At 72.6% G+C, this 16,703-nt stretch carries 16 protein-coding genes; 12 read left to right on the top strand and 4 right to left on the bottom strand.

The window, feature by feature from the left end; translation table 11 throughout:
- Positions 1–29: 29 nt before the first annotated feature.
- Positions 30–770, top strand: coding sequence for an SseB family protein (locus tag ACFYYJ_RS20940; RefSeq protein ID WP_385128809.1), 741 nt, complete (start codon positions 30–32; stop codon positions 768–770).
- 85 nt (positions 771–855) lie between these two features.
- On the opposite strand, the gene ACFYYJ_RS20935 is transcribed toward ACFYYJ_RS20940, so the two are convergent.
- The gene (locus ACFYYJ_RS20935; protein ID WP_376662463.1) at positions 856–1,218 is read right to left on the bottom strand and encodes a DUF1844 domain-containing protein; all 363 of its coding nucleotides are present in this window, start codon (positions 1,216–1,218) and stop codon (positions 856–858) included.
- Positions 1,219–1,543: 325 nt separating this feature from the next.
- On the opposite strand from ACFYYJ_RS20935, the gene infC reads away from it, so the two are divergent.
- From infC to ACFYYJ_RS20890, 9 genes are all read left to right on the top strand, one after another.
- Positions 1,544–2,257 carry a translation initiation factor IF-3 gene (gene infC / locus ACFYYJ_RS20930; protein ID WP_389134344.1) on the top strand — a complete coding sequence of 238 codons (714 nt, stop codon included), beginning with the start codon at positions 1,544–1,546 and terminating at the stop codon, positions 2,255–2,257.
- 106 nt (positions 2,258–2,363) lie between these two features.
- Positions 2,364–2,558, top strand: a complete 195-nt coding sequence (gene rpmI / locus ACFYYJ_RS20925) for a 50S ribosomal protein L35 (protein ID WP_030012385.1) — start codon at positions 2,364–2,366, stop codon at positions 2,556–2,558.
- Between the two features lie 104 nt (positions 2,559–2,662).
- Positions 2,663–3,049: a 50S ribosomal protein L20 gene (rplT, locus tag ACFYYJ_RS20920; protein WP_030157251.1), complete on the top strand. Its 387-nt coding sequence runs from the start codon at positions 2,663–2,665 to the stop codon at positions 3,047–3,049.
- Positions 3,050–3,168: 119 nt separating this feature from the next.
- Positions 3,169–4,029, top strand: coding sequence for a TrmH family RNA methyltransferase (locus ACFYYJ_RS20915; protein ID WP_385128811.1), 861 nt, complete (start codon positions 3,169–3,171; stop codon positions 4,027–4,029).
- Between the two features lie 55 nt (positions 4,030–4,084).
- Entirely contained in the window at positions 4,085–5,476 is a 1,392-nt protein-coding gene (locus ACFYYJ_RS20910) for an ATP-binding protein (RefSeq protein WP_389134340.1), read from the top strand.
- 147 nt (positions 5,477–5,623) lie between these two features.
- Positions 5,624–6,751 (top strand): phenylalanine--tRNA ligase subunit alpha, encoded by a 1,128-nt coding sequence (gene pheS / locus ACFYYJ_RS20905; protein WP_385128813.1) that lies wholly within the window; start codon positions 5,624–5,626, stop codon positions 6,749–6,751.
- Entirely contained in the window at positions 6,751–9,279 is a 2,529-nt protein-coding gene (pheT, locus tag ACFYYJ_RS20900; RefSeq protein WP_385128814.1) for a phenylalanine--tRNA ligase subunit beta, read from the top strand. Before pheS ends, pheT begins: the two co-directional genes overlap by 1 nt.
- Positions 9,280–9,817: 538 nt before the next feature.
- Complete coding sequence (locus ACFYYJ_RS20895) at positions 9,818–11,158, top strand: transcriptional regulator (protein ID WP_385363896.1); 1,341 nt, start codon at positions 9,818–9,820, stop codon at positions 11,156–11,158.
- A 54-nt stretch (positions 11,159–11,212) separates the two neighbouring features.
- Positions 11,213–11,752, top strand: coding sequence for an NUDIX hydrolase (locus ACFYYJ_RS20890; protein ID WP_385128816.1), 540 nt, complete (start codon positions 11,213–11,215; stop codon positions 11,750–11,752).
- Positions 11,753–11,765: 13 nt separating this feature from the next.
- Here ACFYYJ_RS20890 and ACFYYJ_RS20885 read toward each other — a convergent pair whose 3' ends face one another.
- Complete coding sequence (locus ACFYYJ_RS20885) at positions 11,766–12,659, bottom strand: 3-hydroxybutyryl-CoA dehydrogenase (RefSeq protein WP_389134336.1); 894 nt, start codon at positions 12,657–12,659, stop codon at positions 11,766–11,768.
- Positions 12,660–12,797: 138 nt separating this feature from the next.
- Here ACFYYJ_RS20885 and ACFYYJ_RS20880 point away from each other — a divergent pair, with 138 nt between their 5' ends.
- Positions 12,798–14,057, top strand: coding sequence for a glycoside hydrolase family 10 protein (locus ACFYYJ_RS20880; protein WP_389134333.1), 1,260 nt, complete (start codon positions 12,798–12,800; stop codon positions 14,055–14,057).
- 1 nt (position 14,058) lies between these two features.
- Here the strand turns inward: ACFYYJ_RS20880 and ACFYYJ_RS20875 are convergent, their stop codons facing one another.
- Entirely contained in the window at positions 14,059–14,256 is a 198-nt protein-coding gene (locus tag ACFYYJ_RS20875; protein WP_376659210.1) for a DUF1918 domain-containing protein, read from the bottom strand.
- A gap of 57 nt (positions 14,257–14,313) precedes the next feature.
- Positions 14,314–15,231, bottom strand: a complete 918-nt coding sequence (locus tag ACFYYJ_RS20870) for a DMT family transporter (protein ID WP_389134331.1) — start codon at positions 15,229–15,231, stop codon at positions 14,314–14,316.
- On the opposite strand from ACFYYJ_RS20870, the gene ACFYYJ_RS20865 reads away from it, so the two are divergent.
- Positions 15,230–16,678: a PLP-dependent aminotransferase family protein gene (locus tag ACFYYJ_RS20865; protein WP_389134328.1), complete on the top strand. Its 1,449-nt coding sequence runs from the start codon at positions 15,230–15,232 to the stop codon at positions 16,676–16,678. The genes ACFYYJ_RS20870 and ACFYYJ_RS20865 overlap by 2 nt on opposite strands.
- Positions 16,679–16,703 lie beyond the last annotated feature (25 nt).

Genomic DNA, 16,703 nt, shown 5'->3' with positions numbered 1-16,703 from the left:
CCGTGGCGAACGAGGCGAACGTGGGACAAGTGGCGAACAAGAACATTCCCGACCCGGGCTTCTCCGACGACGACGGCTCCGCGGACCCCCGGCTGACCGCGGCCCTGGCCGCCTGGTCCGAGGACCGGGCCAAGGAGCCCGAGGTGCTCGCGGCGCTGAAGGGCGCCCGGCTGCTGGTCCCGGTCGTCGCCGTGCTCGGCGAGGTGGAGACCGACCCCGAGACCGGTCTCCAGCGCGAGAAGACCAGCGACATGGCCGTCCCCACGCTGCGGGCGGGCGACCGGCGGGCGCTGCCCGCCTTCACCTCGATCGCCTCGCTGGCGCTGTGGGACCCGGCCGCCCGCCCGGTGGCCGTCCCGCTGCACCAGGCCCTGGCGGCCGCCGCGCACGAGAAGGCCGACACCGTGGTGCTCGACCTGGCCGGCCCGGTCACCTACCAGCTGACCGGCGCCGCGCTGCTCGCGCTCGCCGAAGGCCGCACCGACGCGGACCCGCTGGCCGATCCCGCCGTCCGGGAGGCCGTACGGGCCGCCGTGGCGGCGGAGCCGGCCGTGGTCCGGGCCCACCTGGGCCGGGGCGGCGCCGACGCCGACGGAACCCTCGCCGTGGTCCTGGCGGCGGGCGCCGAGGCCCCCGCCGCCGCGGGCCGGGTCGCGCGGGCGCTGGCGGCGGACGAGACGCTGCGCGCCCGACTGGTGCGCGGGCTGGACCTGGCGCTGCTGCCGGCCGACGGGCCGGTCCCGCCGGGACAGCCGCTCTTCAGCCGCTGACCCGGGGACGGACGACGAAAAGGGGCCGGGCCCGCCGGAACGTTCCGGCGGGCCCGGCCCCTTCGTACGCGGGGGAGTGCGGGGATCAGGCGTAGACGGGGCCGGTGAACTTCTCGCCCGGACCCTGACCCGGCTCGTCCGGGACGATCGAGGCCTCGCGGAAGGCGAGCTGGAGCGACTTGAGGCCGTCGCGCAGCGGGGCGGCGTGGAAGGAGCTGATCTCGGTGGCGCTGGCGGTCACCAGACCGGCCAGGGCGTTGATCAGCTTGCGGGCCTCGTCGAGGTCCTTGTGCTCGGAGTCCGGCTTGTCCAGGCCCAGGTTGACCGCCGCGGCGCTCAGCAGGTGCACGGCCACCGTGGTGATGACCTCGACGGCCGGAACCTCCGCGATGTCGCGGGTCATGTCGTCGTAATCGGGAGTGGAAGCGGAAGGCGTCGCGTCAGTCATGCGCACCACGATAGGCCGTGGAGCGGGTTGCCAGGCACGGTGCTAGTATGTACTTCGACCGGCCGGACACCTGCGTGCCCGGCCCACAAGTGGAGGCTCCGATTCTCCCACCTGACCACCCTCCGGGGAGGCAGGTCACCGGTCAGGCGGCATCCATCGTTCCGTACGGACGATGGAAAGCTGCCCGATACTGCGCCCCGCGGTTCGCACGCGATGGTGCTCCGGTTGCTTTGGAGCCCCCGCCTGTGCCCGGCGGGGCTTTTTTGATTCTCCCGCTCGGTCGGTCTGACGGAAATACACGTCAGCGGCTGCCTGCCAGGCAGTCGTGTGGTGCTACCGAGGAGGATCCATCAGCACCGAGCCCCGCATCAACGACCGGATTCGCGTTCCCGAGGTTCGACTCGTCGGTCCCAGCGGTGAGCAGGTCGGCATCGTGCCGCTTGCCAAGGCGCTTGAGCTCGCGCAGGAGTACGACCTCGACCTGGTCGAGGTAGCGGCCTCCGCACGCCCGCCGGTCTGCAAGCTCATGGACTACGGCAAGTTCAAGTACGAGTCGGCCATGAAGGCCCGTGAGGCGCGCAAGAACCAGGCGCACACGGTCATCAAGGAAATGAAGCTCCGGCCGAAGATCGACCCGCACGACTATGACACCAAGAAGGGTCACGTCGTTCGGTTCCTCAAGCAGGGCGACAAGGTCAAGATCACGATCATGTTCCGTGGTCGCGAGCAGTCCCGGCCGGAACTCGGCTACCGACTGCTGCAGCGTCTCGCTTCGGACGTCGAGGAGCTCGGCTTCATCGAGTCGAACCCGAAGCAGGACGGCCGAAACATGATCATGGTCCTCGGTCCGCACAAGAAGAAGACCGAGGCCATGGCCGAAGCCCGCGAGGCGCAGGCCGCCCGCAAGGCGGAGCGCCAGGGTGTCGTCGCCACCGACGAGGAGGCTCCTTCCGAGGAGACCGCTCCGGTCGAGGCGACCGCCACCGAGGGATCCGAGGTCACCGAGGCGCCCGCCGACGGGGCGAACGCCGAGGCCTGATTCCGAGGCAGCCTGTCTCGAAATCACCCGACACAACATGACGCTCCCGCTCGCCGGTCCCATCGGGCCGGCGAGGGAGCGCCACCGACGAGGAGATAACGGCGCCATGCCGAAGAACAAGACTCACAGCGGTACCAAGAAGCGCTTCAAGGTCACCGGCTCCGGCAAGGTGCTCCGTGAGCGCGCCGGCAAGCGCCACCTGCTCGAGCACAAGTCGTCCCGTGTCACCCGCCGCCTGACCGGCAACGCGGAGATGGCTCCCGGCGACGCCGCGAAGATCAAGAAGCTTCTCGGCATCTGACGTCTCCGCTCCCGCACCGGGAGCGGATGAACGTCGAGACCGGGACCCCATCGAATTTCCGGGTCGTGTGAAGACACCCACGGCCCCGCTACAAGGAGTAAAAAGTGGCACGCGTCAAGCGGGCAGTCAACGCCCACAAGAAGCGCCGGGCGATCCTCGAGGCGGCCTCCGGCTACCGCGGTCAGCGTTCGCGCCTGTACCGCAAGGCCAAGGAGCAGGTCACCCACTCGCTGGTCTACAACTTCAACGACCGCAAGAAGCGCAAGGGCGACTTCCGTCAGCTGTGGATCCAGCGCATCAACGCCGCTGCCCGCCAGAACGGCATGACGTACAACCGCCTCATCCAGGGTCTGAAGGCCGCGAACATCGAGGTGGACCGCAAGATCCTCGCCGAGCTCGCCGTCAACGACGCCAACGCGTTCGCCGCGCTGGTCGAGGTCGCGCAGAAGGCCCTCCCGGCCGACGTCAACGCCCCCAAGGTTGCTGCCTAAGGGCTAGCCGGCCCGCTCCACGCGGCCGGCCCCCACGGACCCGCAGGCATTCGCCTGCGGGTCCGTGTGCTTTGCAGGCATCACACCGCCACGGAACACCGAAAGAGAACCGCAGACACATGGGTCACCCCGACGAGCTGATCTCCCCCCGATCCCCGCGGGTGGCCGCCGCCAGGCGCCTGGCGCGGCGCAACTTCCGCACCAAGGAGCGCCGGTTCATCGCCGAGGGCCCCCAGGCGGTCCGCGAGGCCGTCGAGCACCGCGGAGCCGAGGGCGCGTCGACCCTGATCGAGCTGTTCGCCACCGTCGAGGCGGCCGAGCGCTACGCGGACATCGTCGAAGCCGCCCGGAAGGCCGGCGCGCGCGTGCACCACGCCTCCGACGAGGTGCTCGCCGAGGTCTCCCAGACCGTCACCCCACAGGGCCTCGTCGGTGTCTGCCACTTCCTCGACTCGCCGTTCGAGGAGATCCTCAAGGCCCGGCCCAAGCTGGTCGCCGTCCTCGCGCACGTCCGCGACCCCGGCAACGCCGGCACGGTGCTGCGCTGCGCCGACGCCGCCGGCGCCGACGCCGTCGTCCTGACCGACGCCTCCGTGGACCTGTACAACCCCAAGTCCGTACGGGCCTCCGTGGGCTCCCTCTTCCACCTGCCGGTGGCGGTCGGCGTCCCCGTGGAGCAGGCCGTCGAGGGGCTGCGCGCGGCGGGCGTACGGATCCTCGCGGCCGACGGGGCCGGCGAGGACGACCTGGACGCCGAGCTGGACGCCGGCACCATGGGCACCCCCTCCGCCTGGGTCTTCGGCAACGAGGCGTGGGGCCTGCCCGAGGAGACGCGGGCGCTCGCGGACGCCGTCGTACGGGTCCCCATCCACGGCAAGGCCGAGAGCCTCAACCTCGCGACGGCCGCCGCCGTGTGCCTCTACGCGTCCGCGCGTGCACAGCGGGCGCCCGGAGGGTGCCGCTCCGTGACCCCCAGCTAGTACTGTGGCGGCCCGGGGGCCCACTGTGCCACTCGGAGATGTGGGGTACGGGGACATGACCGTCGGTACGAACAGCTCACCGGGAGCCACGGGGGCCGCGGGGGCCGCGGACGCGGCCGCGGAGCGTTTCCGGGGCGCCTCCGAAGCCCCGGCCGCGGCCGACGGGCTGCGCGGAGTACCCCCGCAGGCGGCCGGACGCGCCCGCGACCGCGCGCAGCCGCCGGCCGGGCCCCTCCCGGGCGCGGCCGCCCGCATCGGGGTCCCGGCGCGGGCCGCCGCCGGCTCCGGGTCCGGTCGTGGGTCCGCCCGTGCGGCCCAAGAAGCCGGTGACACCCCTGACACCCTCGCAACAGGTGACGCAGGTGACGCCCGTGATTCCCACGGCGTGCGCGGCGACGAAGGGCACGGCTTCGGGGTCGACCCCGACGAGCTGCCCGACGGGCTGGTCGTCGCCGACGACACCGGCCGCGTGATCTGCTTCAACCGGGCGGCCGCCCGCATCACCGACATCGCGGCGCACGAGGCCCTCGGAATCCGCATCGACCGGGTCCTCCCGCTGGAGGACCTCGAAGGCCGCCGCTGGTGGGCGCTGACCGACCCGTACGGGGGACTCGCCACCCGCCGCGGACAGCCCGAACGGAACCTCCTGCTCCCCGGCGGCCGCGAGGTGCTCGTGTCGGCCAGCTACGTCCGTACGCACCCCACGGGCCCGCTGCGCCGCCTCGTCGTCACCCTGCGCGGCACCGAGGCCCGCCGTCGCACCGAGCGCAGCCACGCCGAGCTGATCGCCACCGTCGCCCACGAGCTGCGCTCCCCGCTGACCTCCGTCAAGGGCTTCACCGCGACGCTCCTCGCCAAATGGGAGCGGTTCACCGACGACCAGAAGCGGCTGATGCTGGAGACCGTCGACGCCGACGCCAACCGGGTCACCCGCCTGATCGCCGAGCTCCTCGACATCTCCCGGATCGACTCCGGCCGCCTGGAGGTCCGCCGCCAGCCGGTGGACATCGCCACCGCCGTCGGCCGCCACGTGCAGGCGTTGACCGCCAACGGACAGGAACCGGAGCGGTTCCTCGTCAGCGTCAGCCGTCCGCTGCCCGATCTGTGGGCAGACCCGGACAAGATCGACCAGATCCTGGGCAACCTGCTGGAAAATGCGGTGCGGCACGGAGAGGGAACGGTCACCATCGACGTAATGCCGCATGAGAAGGGAACCGCCGTCACCGTGACCGACGAAGGCCCCGGGATCCCCGAGGAGTCGATGAGCCGCGTCTTCACCCGTTTCTGGCGGGGGAGCAAGCGCGGCGGCACCGGCCTGGGCCTTTACATCGTCAAGGGCATCGTGGAGGCACACGGCGGCACCATCACGGTCGGCCGCGGCCCCGGCGGCGGCGCCGAGTTCCGATTTATCCTGCCCGTGAGCGCCCCGGCCTACCTCACGCAGTAACCCTGCGGAGAGTCTTGCCGGGCGGCCCACGGGCTCCTTCACCCCCGGCGGCCTTTAGACTCGTCCTTTGGCACCTTTGTGTCCCGGTGACGAACTTCTCGAGTCGCGCGCGGGACCACCAGCCAGCCATCGGAAGTACGGGAAGAGATGTCGGCACCGAACAAGTCGTACGACCCTGTCGAGGTCGAGGCACTGAAACCGGAAGAGATCGAGCGCATGCGGGACGAGGCGCTCGCCGCCTTCGCGTCCGCCGGCGACCTCGACGCGCTGCGTGAGGCGAAGACCGCGCACATGGGCGACCGCTCGCCCCTGGCGCTCGCCAACCGCGAGATCGGCGCCCTGCCGCCCCAGGCCAAGGCCGAGGTGGGCAAGCGCATGGGCCAGGCCCGCGGCGCCGTGAACAAGGCCTTCGGGGCCCGCACGGTCCAACTGGAGGCCGAGCGCGACGAGCGGGTGCTGGTCGAGGAGGCCGTGGACGTCACGCTGCCTTACGACCGCGTCCCCGCCGGCGCCCGCCACCCCCTGACCACGCTGATGGACCGCATCGCGGACATCTTCGTGGGCATGGGGTACGAGGTCGCCGAGGGCCCCGAGGTCGAGGCGGAGTGGTTCAACTTCGACGCCCTCAACTTCACGCCCGACCACCCGGCACGCCAGATGCAGGACACCTTCTTCGTCCAGGGCCCCGAGGGCACCGAGGGCGACGAGTCCGGTGTCGTGCTGCGCACCCACACCTCTCCGGTGCAGGCGCGCTCGCTGCTGGAGCGCAAGCCCCCCGTCTACATCGTCTGCCCGGGCCGGGTGTACCGCACCGACGAGCTCGACGCGACGCACACCCCCGTCTTCCACCAGGTCGAGTTGCTGGCCGTGGACGAGGGCCTGACCATGGCGGACCTCAAGGGCACCATGGACCACATGGTCCAGGAGCTCTTCGGCGAGGGCACCACCACGCGCCTGCGCCCGCACTTCTTCCCCTTCACCGAGCCGTCCGCCGAGATGGACATGCAGTGCTACGTGTGTCGCGGCGAGTCGGTGGGCAACCCCGACCGCCCGTGCCGTACCTGCTCCAGCGAGGGCTGGATCGAGCTCGGCGGCTGCGGCATGGTCAACCCCAAGGTGCTCGTGGCCTGCGGTGTGGACCCCGAGAAGTACAGCGGGTTCGCCTTCGGGTTCGGCATCGAGCGGATGCTGATGTTCCGCCACAACGTCGAAGACATGCGAGACATGGTCGAGGGTGACGTTCGTTTCACCCGGCCGTTCGGGAGTGAGATCTGATGCGCGTCCCGCTTTCCTGGCTGCGGGAGTACGTCGACCTCCCCGCGGGCGAGACCGGCCGTGACGTGGCGGCCAAGCTCGTCGACGCCGGCCTCGAGGTCGAGACCGTCGAGCAGCTCGGCGCCGGCCTCAAGGGCCCCCTCGTCGTCGGTCAGGTGCTGACCATCGAGGAGCTCGAAGGGTTCCGCAAGCCGATCCGCTTCTGCACGGTCGACGTCGGCTCCGCCAACGGCACCGGTGAGCCGCAGGAGATCGTCTGCGGCGCACGGAACTTCGCCGTCGGCGACAAGGTCGTCGTGGTCCTGCCCGGCGCCGTGCTGCCCGGCGACTTCGCGATCGCCTCGCGCAAGACGTACGGCCGCACCTCGCACGGCATGATCTGCTCCGGCGACGAGCTGGGCATGGGCGACGACGGTACGCACGGGATCATCGTGCTGCCGCCGGAGCACGAGGTCGGCACCGACGCCATCGAGCTGCTCCAGCTCGTCGACGAGGTCCTCGACATCGACATCACCCCGGACCGCGGCTACTGCATGTCCATGCGAGGTGTCGCCCGCGAGGCGGCGACCGCGTACGGACTGCCGCTGCGCGACCCGGCGCTGCTCGACGTCCCGGCGCCGAACTCGTACGGCTACCCGGTGAAGATCGACGACCCGTCCGGCTGCGACCGCTTCACCGCGCGCACCGTCACCGGTCTCGACCCCGACGCGCGCTCCCCGATCTGGCTGACCCGCCGCCTGCAGAAGGCGGGCATGCGCCCGATCTCGCTCGCCGTGGACATCACCAACTACGTGATGCTGGAGCTCGGCCAGCCGCTGCACGCCTACGACCGCTCGCGGATCGACGGCGCCATCGGTGTCCGCCGCGCCGAGCAGGGCGAGAAGTTCACCACCCTCGACGGGGTCAAGCGCACGCTCGACGCCGAGGACCTGGTGATCACCGACAACAGCGGGCCGATCGGTCTCGCCGGTGTCATGGGCGGTGCCAACACCGAGATCGCCGACTCCGTCACCGACCCCGAGACGGGCGCCGTCACCGGCACCACCGAGGTCGTCGTCGAGGCCGCGCACTTCGACTCCGTGTCGATCTCGCGCACCGCCCGCCGTCTGAAGCTGTCCTCCGAGGCGTCCAAGCGCTTCGAGCGGGGCGTCGACCCGCAGGCCGCCGCCGCGGCCGCGCAGCGGACCGTCGACCTGCTCGTGCTGCTCGCGGGCGGCACCGCCGAGGCGGGCGTCACCGCGGTCACCGCCCCGGGTGCGCCGCGCACCATCGCGATGGCCGCGGACCACCCGGACCGGGTCGCGGGCATGGACTACGGCCGCGAGACCGTCGTGCGCCGCCTCCAGGAGATCGGCTGCGACGTCTACGGCCAGGACGAGCTCGTCGTCACCGTCCCGTCGTGGCGGCCCGACCTCGCCGCGCCCAACGACCTCGCCGAAGAGGTCATCCGGCTGGAGGGCTACGGGAACCTCCCGTCGACCCTCCCTCAGGTGCCGTCCGGCCGCGGTCTGACCGCCCGGCAGCAGCTGCACCGCCGGGTGGGCCGAGCGCTGGCCGGCGCGGGCTACGTCGAGGCGCTGAGCTACCCGTTCATCGGCGAGGGCGTCTTCGACCAGCTCCAGCTGCCCGCGCACGACGCGAGCCGCCAGGTCGTCAAGCTGGTCAACCCCATCTCCGACGAGGAGCCGGCGCTGCGCACCACGCTGCTGCCGGGTCTGCTCGGCGCGCTGCGCCGCAACGACAGCCGGGGCAGCCACGACCTCGCGCTCTTCGAGACCGGTTCCGTCTTCCGGGCCGGCGACCGGCCGGGGGTGGCCGTACGGCTGCCCGTCGACCGGCGTCCCACGGACGAGGAGATCGCCACCCTGAACGCGGCCCTGCCCGCGCAGCCGCGGTACGCCGCGGTCGTGCTGGCCGGCGCGCGCGAGCAGGCCGGCTGGTGGGGCAAGGGCCGTCCGGCCGACTGGGCCGACGCGGTCCAGGCGGCGCGTGCGCTGGCCGTCGAGGCCGGTGCCGAGCTGGTGGTCCGCCAGGGCCAGTACGGCCCGTGGCACCCGGGCCGGTGCGCCGAGCTGCTCGTCACCCTGGACGGGGTGGAGACGGTCATCGGCCACGCCGGTGAACTGCACCCGCGCGTGGTCAAGGCCATGGGCCTGCCGGCCCGTACCTGCGCGATGGAGCTCGACCTGGACCGCCTCGCGGCGGCCGGCGGCGAGGCCCTGCGGGCGCCCCGGATCTCCTCCTTCCCGGTGGCTACCCAGGACGTCGCGCTGATCGTGGACGCGTCGGTCCCGGCGTCGGCGGTGGAGGCCGCGCTGCGCAAGGGCGCGGGCGAGCTGCTTGAGTCGCTGCGGCTGTTCGACGTGTTCACCGGTGCGCAGGTGGGCGAGGGCAAGAAGTCCCTGGCGTACGCGCTGCGGTTCCGCGCGGCGGACCGCACGCTGACGGCGGAGGAGTCCACGGCGGCCCGTGACGCGGCCGTTGCCCTCGCGGGCGAGCGGACCGGGGCGGTGCTCCGGGGCGCGTAGTGCCGTAGTTCCTCTGAGGGGCGTACCTGGTTCTCCGGGTACGCCCCTCACCCGTTTCGGTGACCGCCGTGCACTTCCGCGGCGCCGCTGTCGGGGGCTCCGCCCCCGAACCCCCGCGCCTCAAACGCCGGCGGGGCTGGAACACCCAGCCTCGCCGGCGTTTGAGGCGCGGGGTCTGGGGCGGAGCCCCAGGAGCGGTGCCGCACCGGCGCTGGGTGCGGGAGACGGGGCAGAGCCCCGGGAGGTCCGGCTCGGCCGGGCCCCGGCGACCAACCAGGACCCGGCGGAGCCGGACGGCGCCGCCCGCCTGCCGTGGAGTGTCGGGCAGACAGCAGGACGGGCGGCGCTGTGACGGGTCGTCGCACTGTACGAGGGGGAGCCGACGACCCGGGCTGCCTCTTTGGCGAGGCCCTTAAGTGAAGCGCTCCGCGCGGCCCGTGCGGCAGAGTGCGTATCGCATTTATGCGCGTACTTGGTTCACACCCCGTGTGAACCCCGCACCCACTAGCCTGGGAGCGACGAGCCCCGGGAGCGGCCCATGCAGCCCAATGTCCTGCTCGACGCCCTCCTCTCGGAGGCGGGCATGTCCCATGCCGGACTCGCCGCGTACGTGAACCAGGCGGGCCGTACCCGCGGTCTCGCCCTGCGCTACGAACACACCGCCGTCACCCGGTGGTTGAAGGGCCAGCGCCCCCGCGGCCAGGTCCCCGACCTGATCTGCGAGGTGCTCGGCGGCCGGCTGCGCAGACCCGTGGGGCTGGACGACATCGGGCTCGGGGTGCCCGGCCAGGCCGCCCCGCCGGGGGCCTCGCCGCTGAGCGGGTTCGTGGACCGGGCGGCAGCCCTGTGGCGGTCGGACGGGCAGGCGCGGCCGCACCTGCTCACCGCGGAGGCCGTCACCGGGACCCCCGCGGTCATCCCGGTGTGGGAGTGGGAGAACCCGCCCGAGGACGCCGACGTGTCGCGGGACGGTCCCGACCGGATCGGGCCCGAGCACATCGAGATCCTCAAGGCGGCCCGCGCGCACTACGAGTTGATGTACCGCCGGGCCGGCGGGGTGGCCACCCGGGACCGGATCGTGCGCTTCCTCGGCACCGAGACCGCGCCGATGCTGCGCGGCAGCTATTCCGACGACCTCGGCCGCCGGCTCCACCGGGCCACCGGCTCCCTCGTGGCGGTGGCGGGGATCTGCGCGTACGACTCGGACGCGCACGGGCTCGCCCAGCGCTACTTCCACCAGGCGCTGCGGCTGGCGAAGGCGAGCGGGGACCGGGGACTCGGGGCGTACGTGATCGCGCTGATCGTCAACCAGTGCCTGCACCTGCGCGAGTACCGCCAGGCCGTCGCCTTCGCCGAGGCCGCACTGCGCGCCGCCGGCCGGCACACCACCCCGGCCCTGGCCTCCGACCTCTACGCGATGCAGGCCAAGGCGTACGCCCAACTCGGGGACACGGCGGCGGCTTTGGAGTGCATCCGCAGCGCCGAGGCCGCCGCCGAGCGGATCCGGCCGGGCAGCGAGCCGGACGAGACGGGCTACGTACAGCCCGGCCTGGTCAACGTGCAGGTGGCCGAGGCGCTGCTGAGCCTCGGGGACCTGTCCGCGGCCCACGAGCAGGCCACCGCGGCCGTCGGCACCCCCGCCCACGACCGGGGGCGGGTGCACCGGCTGGCGATGCTGTGCGAGATCCAGTTGCGGCAGGGCGAGGCCGACCGGGCGGTGGCGGCGGCGGCCGAAATGGCCCACCGGGCCAGGGGGATGGAGTCGCTGCGCCTGCGGGACCGGTTGCGGGCGGTCCGCGAACAGCTGCTGACCAGCGGTTGTTCCGGTGCGGAGGAGACCGCGGAGCTCATCGACGGGGCGCTGCGCGTTCCCCTGTGACGGCGCGAACTGCTGCCATGTTGCCACCAGTTCCGAACGGAAGGCGGCAGGACCGTGCAGTGGACGAACCTGAGTGAGCAGACCGTGTACAAGAACCGCTGGTTCGACGTGAACCTCGCGGACGTGGAACTCCCCGACGGCCGGCACCTGGACCACTTCGTCATCCGGCTGCGCCCGGTGGCCGTCGCGACGGCCGTCAACGAGGCGAACGAGGTGCTGCTGCTGTGGCGCCACCGCTTCATCACCGACAGCTGGGGGTGGGAGCTGCCCGCCGGGGTGGTCGAGGACGGGGAGTGCGTCGAATCGGCGGCGGCCCGCGAGATGGAGGAGGAGTCGGGCTGGCGGCCCGGCCCGCTCCACCACCTGATGACCGTGGAACCGTCCAACGGGCTGACCGACGCCCGCCACCACCTGTACTGGGCGGACGGGGCCACGTACGTCGGCCCTCCCGAGGACGACTTCGAGTCCTCACGGCGCGAGTGGGTCCCGCTCAAGCTGGTGCCGGACATGATCGCGCGCGGTGAGATCCCGGCCGCCAACATGGCGGCCGGGCTGCTGCTCCTGCACCACCTCAGGTTGGGCGGCCGGCCCTAGGGGTCCGCCGGGATCAGCCGTACGGGTAGAAACCGGAGCCCGTCTTGCGGCCCAGGCGGCCCGCGTCGACCATCCGCTGGAGCAGCGGGGGAGCGGCGTACAGCGGCTCCTTGTACTCGGCGTACATGGAGTCGGCGATGGAGGCGATGGTGTCCAGGCCGATCAGGTCCGACAGCTTCAGCGGGCCCATCGGGTGGGCGCAGCCGAGCTCCATGCCGTTGTCGATGTCCTCGCGGCTCGCGATGCCGGACTCGAACATCCGGATCGCCGACAGCAGGTACGGGACGAGGAGCGCGTTGACCACGAAACCGGAACGGTCCTGGGCGCGGACGGCGTGCTTGCCCAGCACGTCCCGCACCAGGGCCTCGGCGCGCTTGATCGTCTCGTCGCCCGTGGTCAGCGCGGGGATCAGCTCGACGAGCTTCTGCACCGGGGCCGGGTTGAAGAAGTGGATGCCGATGACCTGGTCGGGCCGCGAGGTGGCGACGGCCAGCTTGACCAGCGGGATCGAGGAGGTGTTGGAGGCCAGGATCGCGTCCGGGCGGGTGATCACCTGGTCGAGGATCTGGAAGATCTCCGTCTTGACCTGCTCGTTCTCCACGACGGCCTCGATGACGAGGTCGCGGTCGGCGAACTCGCCGAGGTCGGTGGTGAAGGTGAGGCGGGCCAGGGTGGCGTCCCGCTCCTCCTCCGTGATCTTGCCGCGTTCGGCGGCCTTGGTCAGCGAGTTGTACAGCCGGGTACGTCCGATCTCCAGGGCCTCGCCCGTGGTCTCGGCGACCTTGACCTCAAGGCCGCTGCGGGCGCACACCTCCGCGATACCCGCGCCCATCTGGCCACAGCCCACTACGCCGACCCGTGTGATGTCGGAAGGGAGGTCAGTCACTTCGTGCCTTTCGCTGCTCATCCGTCGGCGGGTCCCCCGTACGATTCCGGCGCCCGCCACGCCCCCCGACGTTACTCCCGACCTTGCGCCGGGCGGCGGGCCGGGGCGGGCATGCTGGGTCACACCGTCCAATGTCACTCGGTGAAACGGAGCAGTCACATGGCGCGCATCGGTCGACGGGAACTGCTGGCGGGAGCGGCGGGGGTGATCGCGGCGGCCACGGCCGGGCCGGGCGCCGCGGCCGCCCCGAGGACATCGGCGCCGCCGCCCGGCGGGATCCTGGCCCGGGCGACCCCCGCCGAGTTCCGGGGGATGTGGATCGCCACCGTCTCGAACGTGGATTGGCCATCCCGGGCCGGGCTCTCCGCCTCCCGGCAGCGGGCCGAGCTGATCTCCCTGCTCGACACGGCCGTCAAGCGGCGGCTCAACGCGGTGATCCTCCAGGTGCGGCCGGCGGCCGACGCGCTGTGGCCCTCGCGGCTGGAACCCTGGTCGCAGTGGCTGACCGGGCGGCAGGGGGAGGACCCGGGCTGGGACCCGCTGGGCACGGCCGTCACCGAGGCGCACGCCCGCGGGCTGCAGTTGCACGCCTGGTTCAACCCGTACCGCGTGGCCAACCACACCGACCTCGACCTGCTGGCGGAAGGCCACCCGGCCCGGCGCAACCCCGACTGGACCGTCGAGTACGGCGGGAAGCTCTTGTACAACCCCGGCATGCCCGAGGTGCGGCGCTTCGTGCAGGACGCCATGCTCGACGCCGTCACCCGGTACCCGGTCGACGGGGTGCACTGGGACGACTACTTCTACCCCTACCCGGTGGAGGGGGAGTACTTCGACGACGACGAGGCCTACGAGGAGCACGGCGGCGACTTCGAATCCCGAGCCGCCTGGCGCCGCTCCAACACCGACGCCCTGGTCCGCGAGATGTCCGCGCGACTGCGCACGCTGCGGCCCGCGGTCCGGTTCGGCATCAGCCCGTTCGGGGTGTGGCGCAACTCCGACACCGACCCGCTCGGGTCACCGACGCGGGCCGGCGTGGCGACGTACGACGACCTGTACGCGGACACCCGCAAGTGGGTCAAGGAGGGCTGGATCGACTACGTCGTGCCCCAGGCGTACTGGTACATCGGGCACCCGACCGCCGACTACCAGGCCCTCGTCCCCTGGTGGGCGCGCACCGTGGCGGGCACGAACGTACGGCTGTACGTGGGGGAGGCGCTCTACCAGTGCAACGCCGACAGCTCCACCGCGGCCTGGCGCGATCCGCGTGAGATGTCCCGGCACGTGACGTTCGCGAGGAAGTACCCGCAGGTCCGCGGCCACGTCTGGTTCTCCGCCAAGAACGTGGCCGCGGACCCCAATGGGGCGATGGCCAGGGTGGTCGCCGATCACTACCCGACGCCGGCGACGCCTGCCTGAGTCAGTGTGCGGGCTCCGCCGGGTGCTTCACGACGCAGTCCGGGCCCGGAGACATGACCGCCTCGTGGCCGTCCTGGAAACGGACCCGGTAGGGAGGCGTGCCGTTCTCTCCGAGTACCTGAGTGATCTCACCGATCTTGTCGTGCTGTCCCACGACCCGGCCGTGCTGCACCAGCTGGTCGCCCTCGGTCGCTCGCATAACTGACCTCCTCGGTGGCGGTCCGATCCGGTGCTAGCAGTTTAGGTCGACTCGGGGTCATTTGACCCGCTGGGTCACCGCGATGCAGACCAGGACCGCGCAGGCGGCGGCCGGGGCGGCCGGGGAGAGGTGCTCGCCGAGCAGCGCCACCGACCAGACCAGCGTCAGCAGCGGCTGCGCGAGCTGGAGCTGGCTGGCGCGCGGGGCGCCGATCTCGGCCATGCCGCGGTACCAGACGTACAGCCCGAGGAAGGTGGAGCCCGCCGCGGCCCAGATCAGGCCCGCCAGACCCTGGCCGGTGAGGTGCACCGGCTCGTACGCGAGACCGATCGCGGAACCGGCCAGGCTCAGCGGCAGGCACAGCACCAGGGCCCAGCCGATCACCTGCCAGCCCGGCATCAGCCGCGCGAGGCGCCCGCCCTCGGTGTACCCGGCCGCGCACACCAGCAGCGCGGCGAACAGGTAGCCGTCGCCGAGCGAGAGGGCGCCGCCGCTCTGGCCGAGGGTGAAGCCGAGCACGACCACGGCGCCGGCGACGGCCGCGATCCAGAAGGTGCGCGAGGGGCGGGCGCCGGTGCGCACGGCGGACAGCGCGGCGGTGGTCAGCGGCAGCAGTCCGACCACGACGGCGGCGTGCGAGGTCGTGGAGGTCTGGAGGGCGAGCGTGGTCAGCATCGGGAAGCCGACGACCACGCCCGCGGCGACGACGGCGAGGCCCACCCGGTGCTCGCGGCGGGGGAGCGGCACGCGCAGGGCGAGCAGGAACCCGCCCGCGATGACGGCCGCGAGCACGCTGCGCAGGGACACCAGCGACCACGGTCCGAAGCTCCGCAGACCCCACGCCGTGGCGGGGAAGGTCAGCGAGAAGGCGAAGACGCCGAGCGAGGCGAGGACCGTGCCGCGGCCGAGCGATCCGGAGAGCGGGCTCGTCACCGCTATCGTGGTCGGGCGAGTAGCGCTATTGTGTGCTGTCATGTATGAGCGTAGCAGCGTGGCGGAGTTGGCGGATTCGCTGCGGTCCGAACTCAACCGCTACTCGATTGGTGGAAAGCTGCCGTCGAGTCGGGCCCTGGTCGAGCGTTACCGGGTCAGCCCGGTCACCGTCTCGCGGGCGCTCGCGCAACTCGCCGCCGAGGGGCTGGTCGTCACCCGCCCCGGCTCCGGGGTCTTCCGGGCCCGGCCGCGCACGGCGGTGCAGGCGGCCGGGGACACCTCCTGGCAGGAGGTGGCGCTCAGCGCGGAAGGGGCCGGGGACATCGTCCCGCGCTCCGTCGACGCCGGCGGGGTCCTCGTCTCGCTGGCCGCGCCGCCGGCCGGGGTCATCGAACTCAATGGCGGCTACCTGCACCCCTCCCTCCAGCCCGAGCGGGCCATGGCCGCCGCCCTGGCCCGGGCCGGGCGGCGCCCCGGGGCCTGGGGGCGGCCTCCGGTCGAGGGGCTGCCCGAGCTGCGCGACTGGTTCGCCCGGGAGATCGGCGGCGCGGTCGTCGCCGCGGACGTGCTGATCACCGCGGGCGGGCAGAGCGCGCTGGCCGCGGCCATGAGGGCGCTCGCCCCGCCGGGGGCCCCGATCCTGGTGGAGTCGCCGACCTATCCCGGGCTGTTGGCCATCGCCCGGGCCTCCGGATGCCGGCCGGTGCCCGTCCCGGTGGACGCGGACGGGGTCCGGCCGGAGCTGCTGGCCGCCGCCTTCGAGGCCACGGGCGCGCGGGTGTTCGTGTGCCAACCGCTGTTCCAGAACCCGACCGGGTCCGTGCTGGCCGCGGAACGGCGGCCCGAGGTGCTGCGCATCGCGCGGGCCGCCGGCGCCTTCGTGGTGGAGGACGACTACGCCCGCTACCTGGCCCACGAGGACAACGGGCCGCTGCCCGCGACCCTGGCGGCCGAGGACGCGGACGGGGTGGTGGTGCACGTCCGGTCGCTGACCAAGCCCACCTCGCCCAGCCTGCGGGTGGGCGCCATCGCGGCCCGCGGCCCGGTCGTGGACCGGCTGCGCGCCATCCAGGTGGTCGACAGCTTCTTCGTGGCCCGCCCGCTCCAGGAGGCCGCCCTGGAGCTCGTGGGCGCCCCCGCCTGGCCCCGCCACCTGCGCACCGTCGCCGCCGATCTGCGTCACCGCCGGGACGTCCTCGCCGGAGCGCTGCGGCGGGAGCTGCCCGGGCTGACGCTGCCGTACCTGCCCACCGGCGGCTACCAGTTGTGGGTGCGGCCGCCGGGGACCGGCGACGACACCGCGTACGCGGCGGAGGCCATGCGGGCGGGGGTCGCGGTGTCGCCGGGGCGCCCGTACTTCTGCGCCGAACCGCCGGGTCCGCACGTCAGGCTGAGTTTCGCCGGGGTGTCCGGTCCGGGGGAACTGGTCGAGGCGGTCCGGCGGCTGCGCGCGGCCCTGCCGCCGGGCGGGGTCGGTCAGGACGCTTGACCCCGTGCGGCGCGGGGCTCACCAT

The sequence above is a fragment of the Streptomyces sp. NPDC002467 genome, from assembly GCF_042889825.1.
Classification (GTDB): Bacteria; Actinomycetota; Actinomycetes; order Streptomycetales; family Streptomycetaceae; genus Streptomyces.
Note: the sequence above shows the minus strand (reverse complement) of the source record. Positions and strands in the feature narration are given on the sequence as shown.

What these genes read in the sequence shown, in the direction of transcription:
- ACFYYJ_RS20935 (WP_376662463.1), bottom strand. Translation starts at nt 1,218, where the DNA reads ATGACTGACGCGACGCCTTCCGCTTCCACTCCCGATTACGACGACATG.
- rpmI (WP_030012385.1), top strand. Translation starts at nt 2,364, where the DNA reads ATGCCGAAGAACAAGACTCACAGCGGTACCAAGAAGCGCTTCAAGGTC.
- ACFYYJ_RS20915 (WP_385128811.1), top strand. Translation starts at nt 3,169, where the DNA reads ATGGGTCACCCCGACGAGCTGATCTCCCCCCGATCCCCGCGGGTGGCC.
- ACFYYJ_RS20910 (WP_389134340.1), top strand. Translation starts at nt 4,085, where the DNA reads ATGACCGTCGGTACGAACAGCTCACCGGGAGCCACGGGGGCCGCGGGG.
- pheS (WP_385128813.1), top strand. Translation starts at nt 5,624, where the DNA reads ATGTCGGCACCGAACAAGTCGTACGACCCTGTCGAGGTCGAGGCACTG.
- pheT (WP_385128814.1), top strand. Translation starts at nt 6,751, where the DNA reads ATGCGCGTCCCGCTTTCCTGGCTGCGGGAGTACGTCGACCTCCCCGCG.
- ACFYYJ_RS20895 (WP_385363896.1), top strand. Translation starts at nt 9,818, where the DNA reads ATGCAGCCCAATGTCCTGCTCGACGCCCTCCTCTCGGAGGCGGGCATG.
- ACFYYJ_RS20885 (WP_389134336.1), bottom strand. Translation starts at nt 12,659, where the DNA reads ATGAGCAGCGAAAGGCACGAAGTGACTGACCTCCCTTCCGACATCACA.
- ACFYYJ_RS20880 (WP_389134333.1), top strand. Translation starts at nt 12,798, where the DNA reads ATGGCGCGCATCGGTCGACGGGAACTGCTGGCGGGAGCGGCGGGGGTG.
- ACFYYJ_RS20875 (WP_376659210.1), bottom strand. Translation starts at nt 14,256, where the DNA reads ATGCGAGCGACCGAGGGCGACCAGCTGGTGCAGCACGGCCGGGTCGTG.
- ACFYYJ_RS20865 (WP_389134328.1), top strand. Translation starts at nt 15,230, where the DNA reads ATGTATGAGCGTAGCAGCGTGGCGGAGTTGGCGGATTCGCTGCGGTCC.
- ACFYYJ_RS20870 (WP_389134331.1), bottom strand. Translation starts at nt 15,231, where the DNA reads ATGACAGCACACAATAGCGCTACTCGCCCGACCACGATAGCGGTGACG.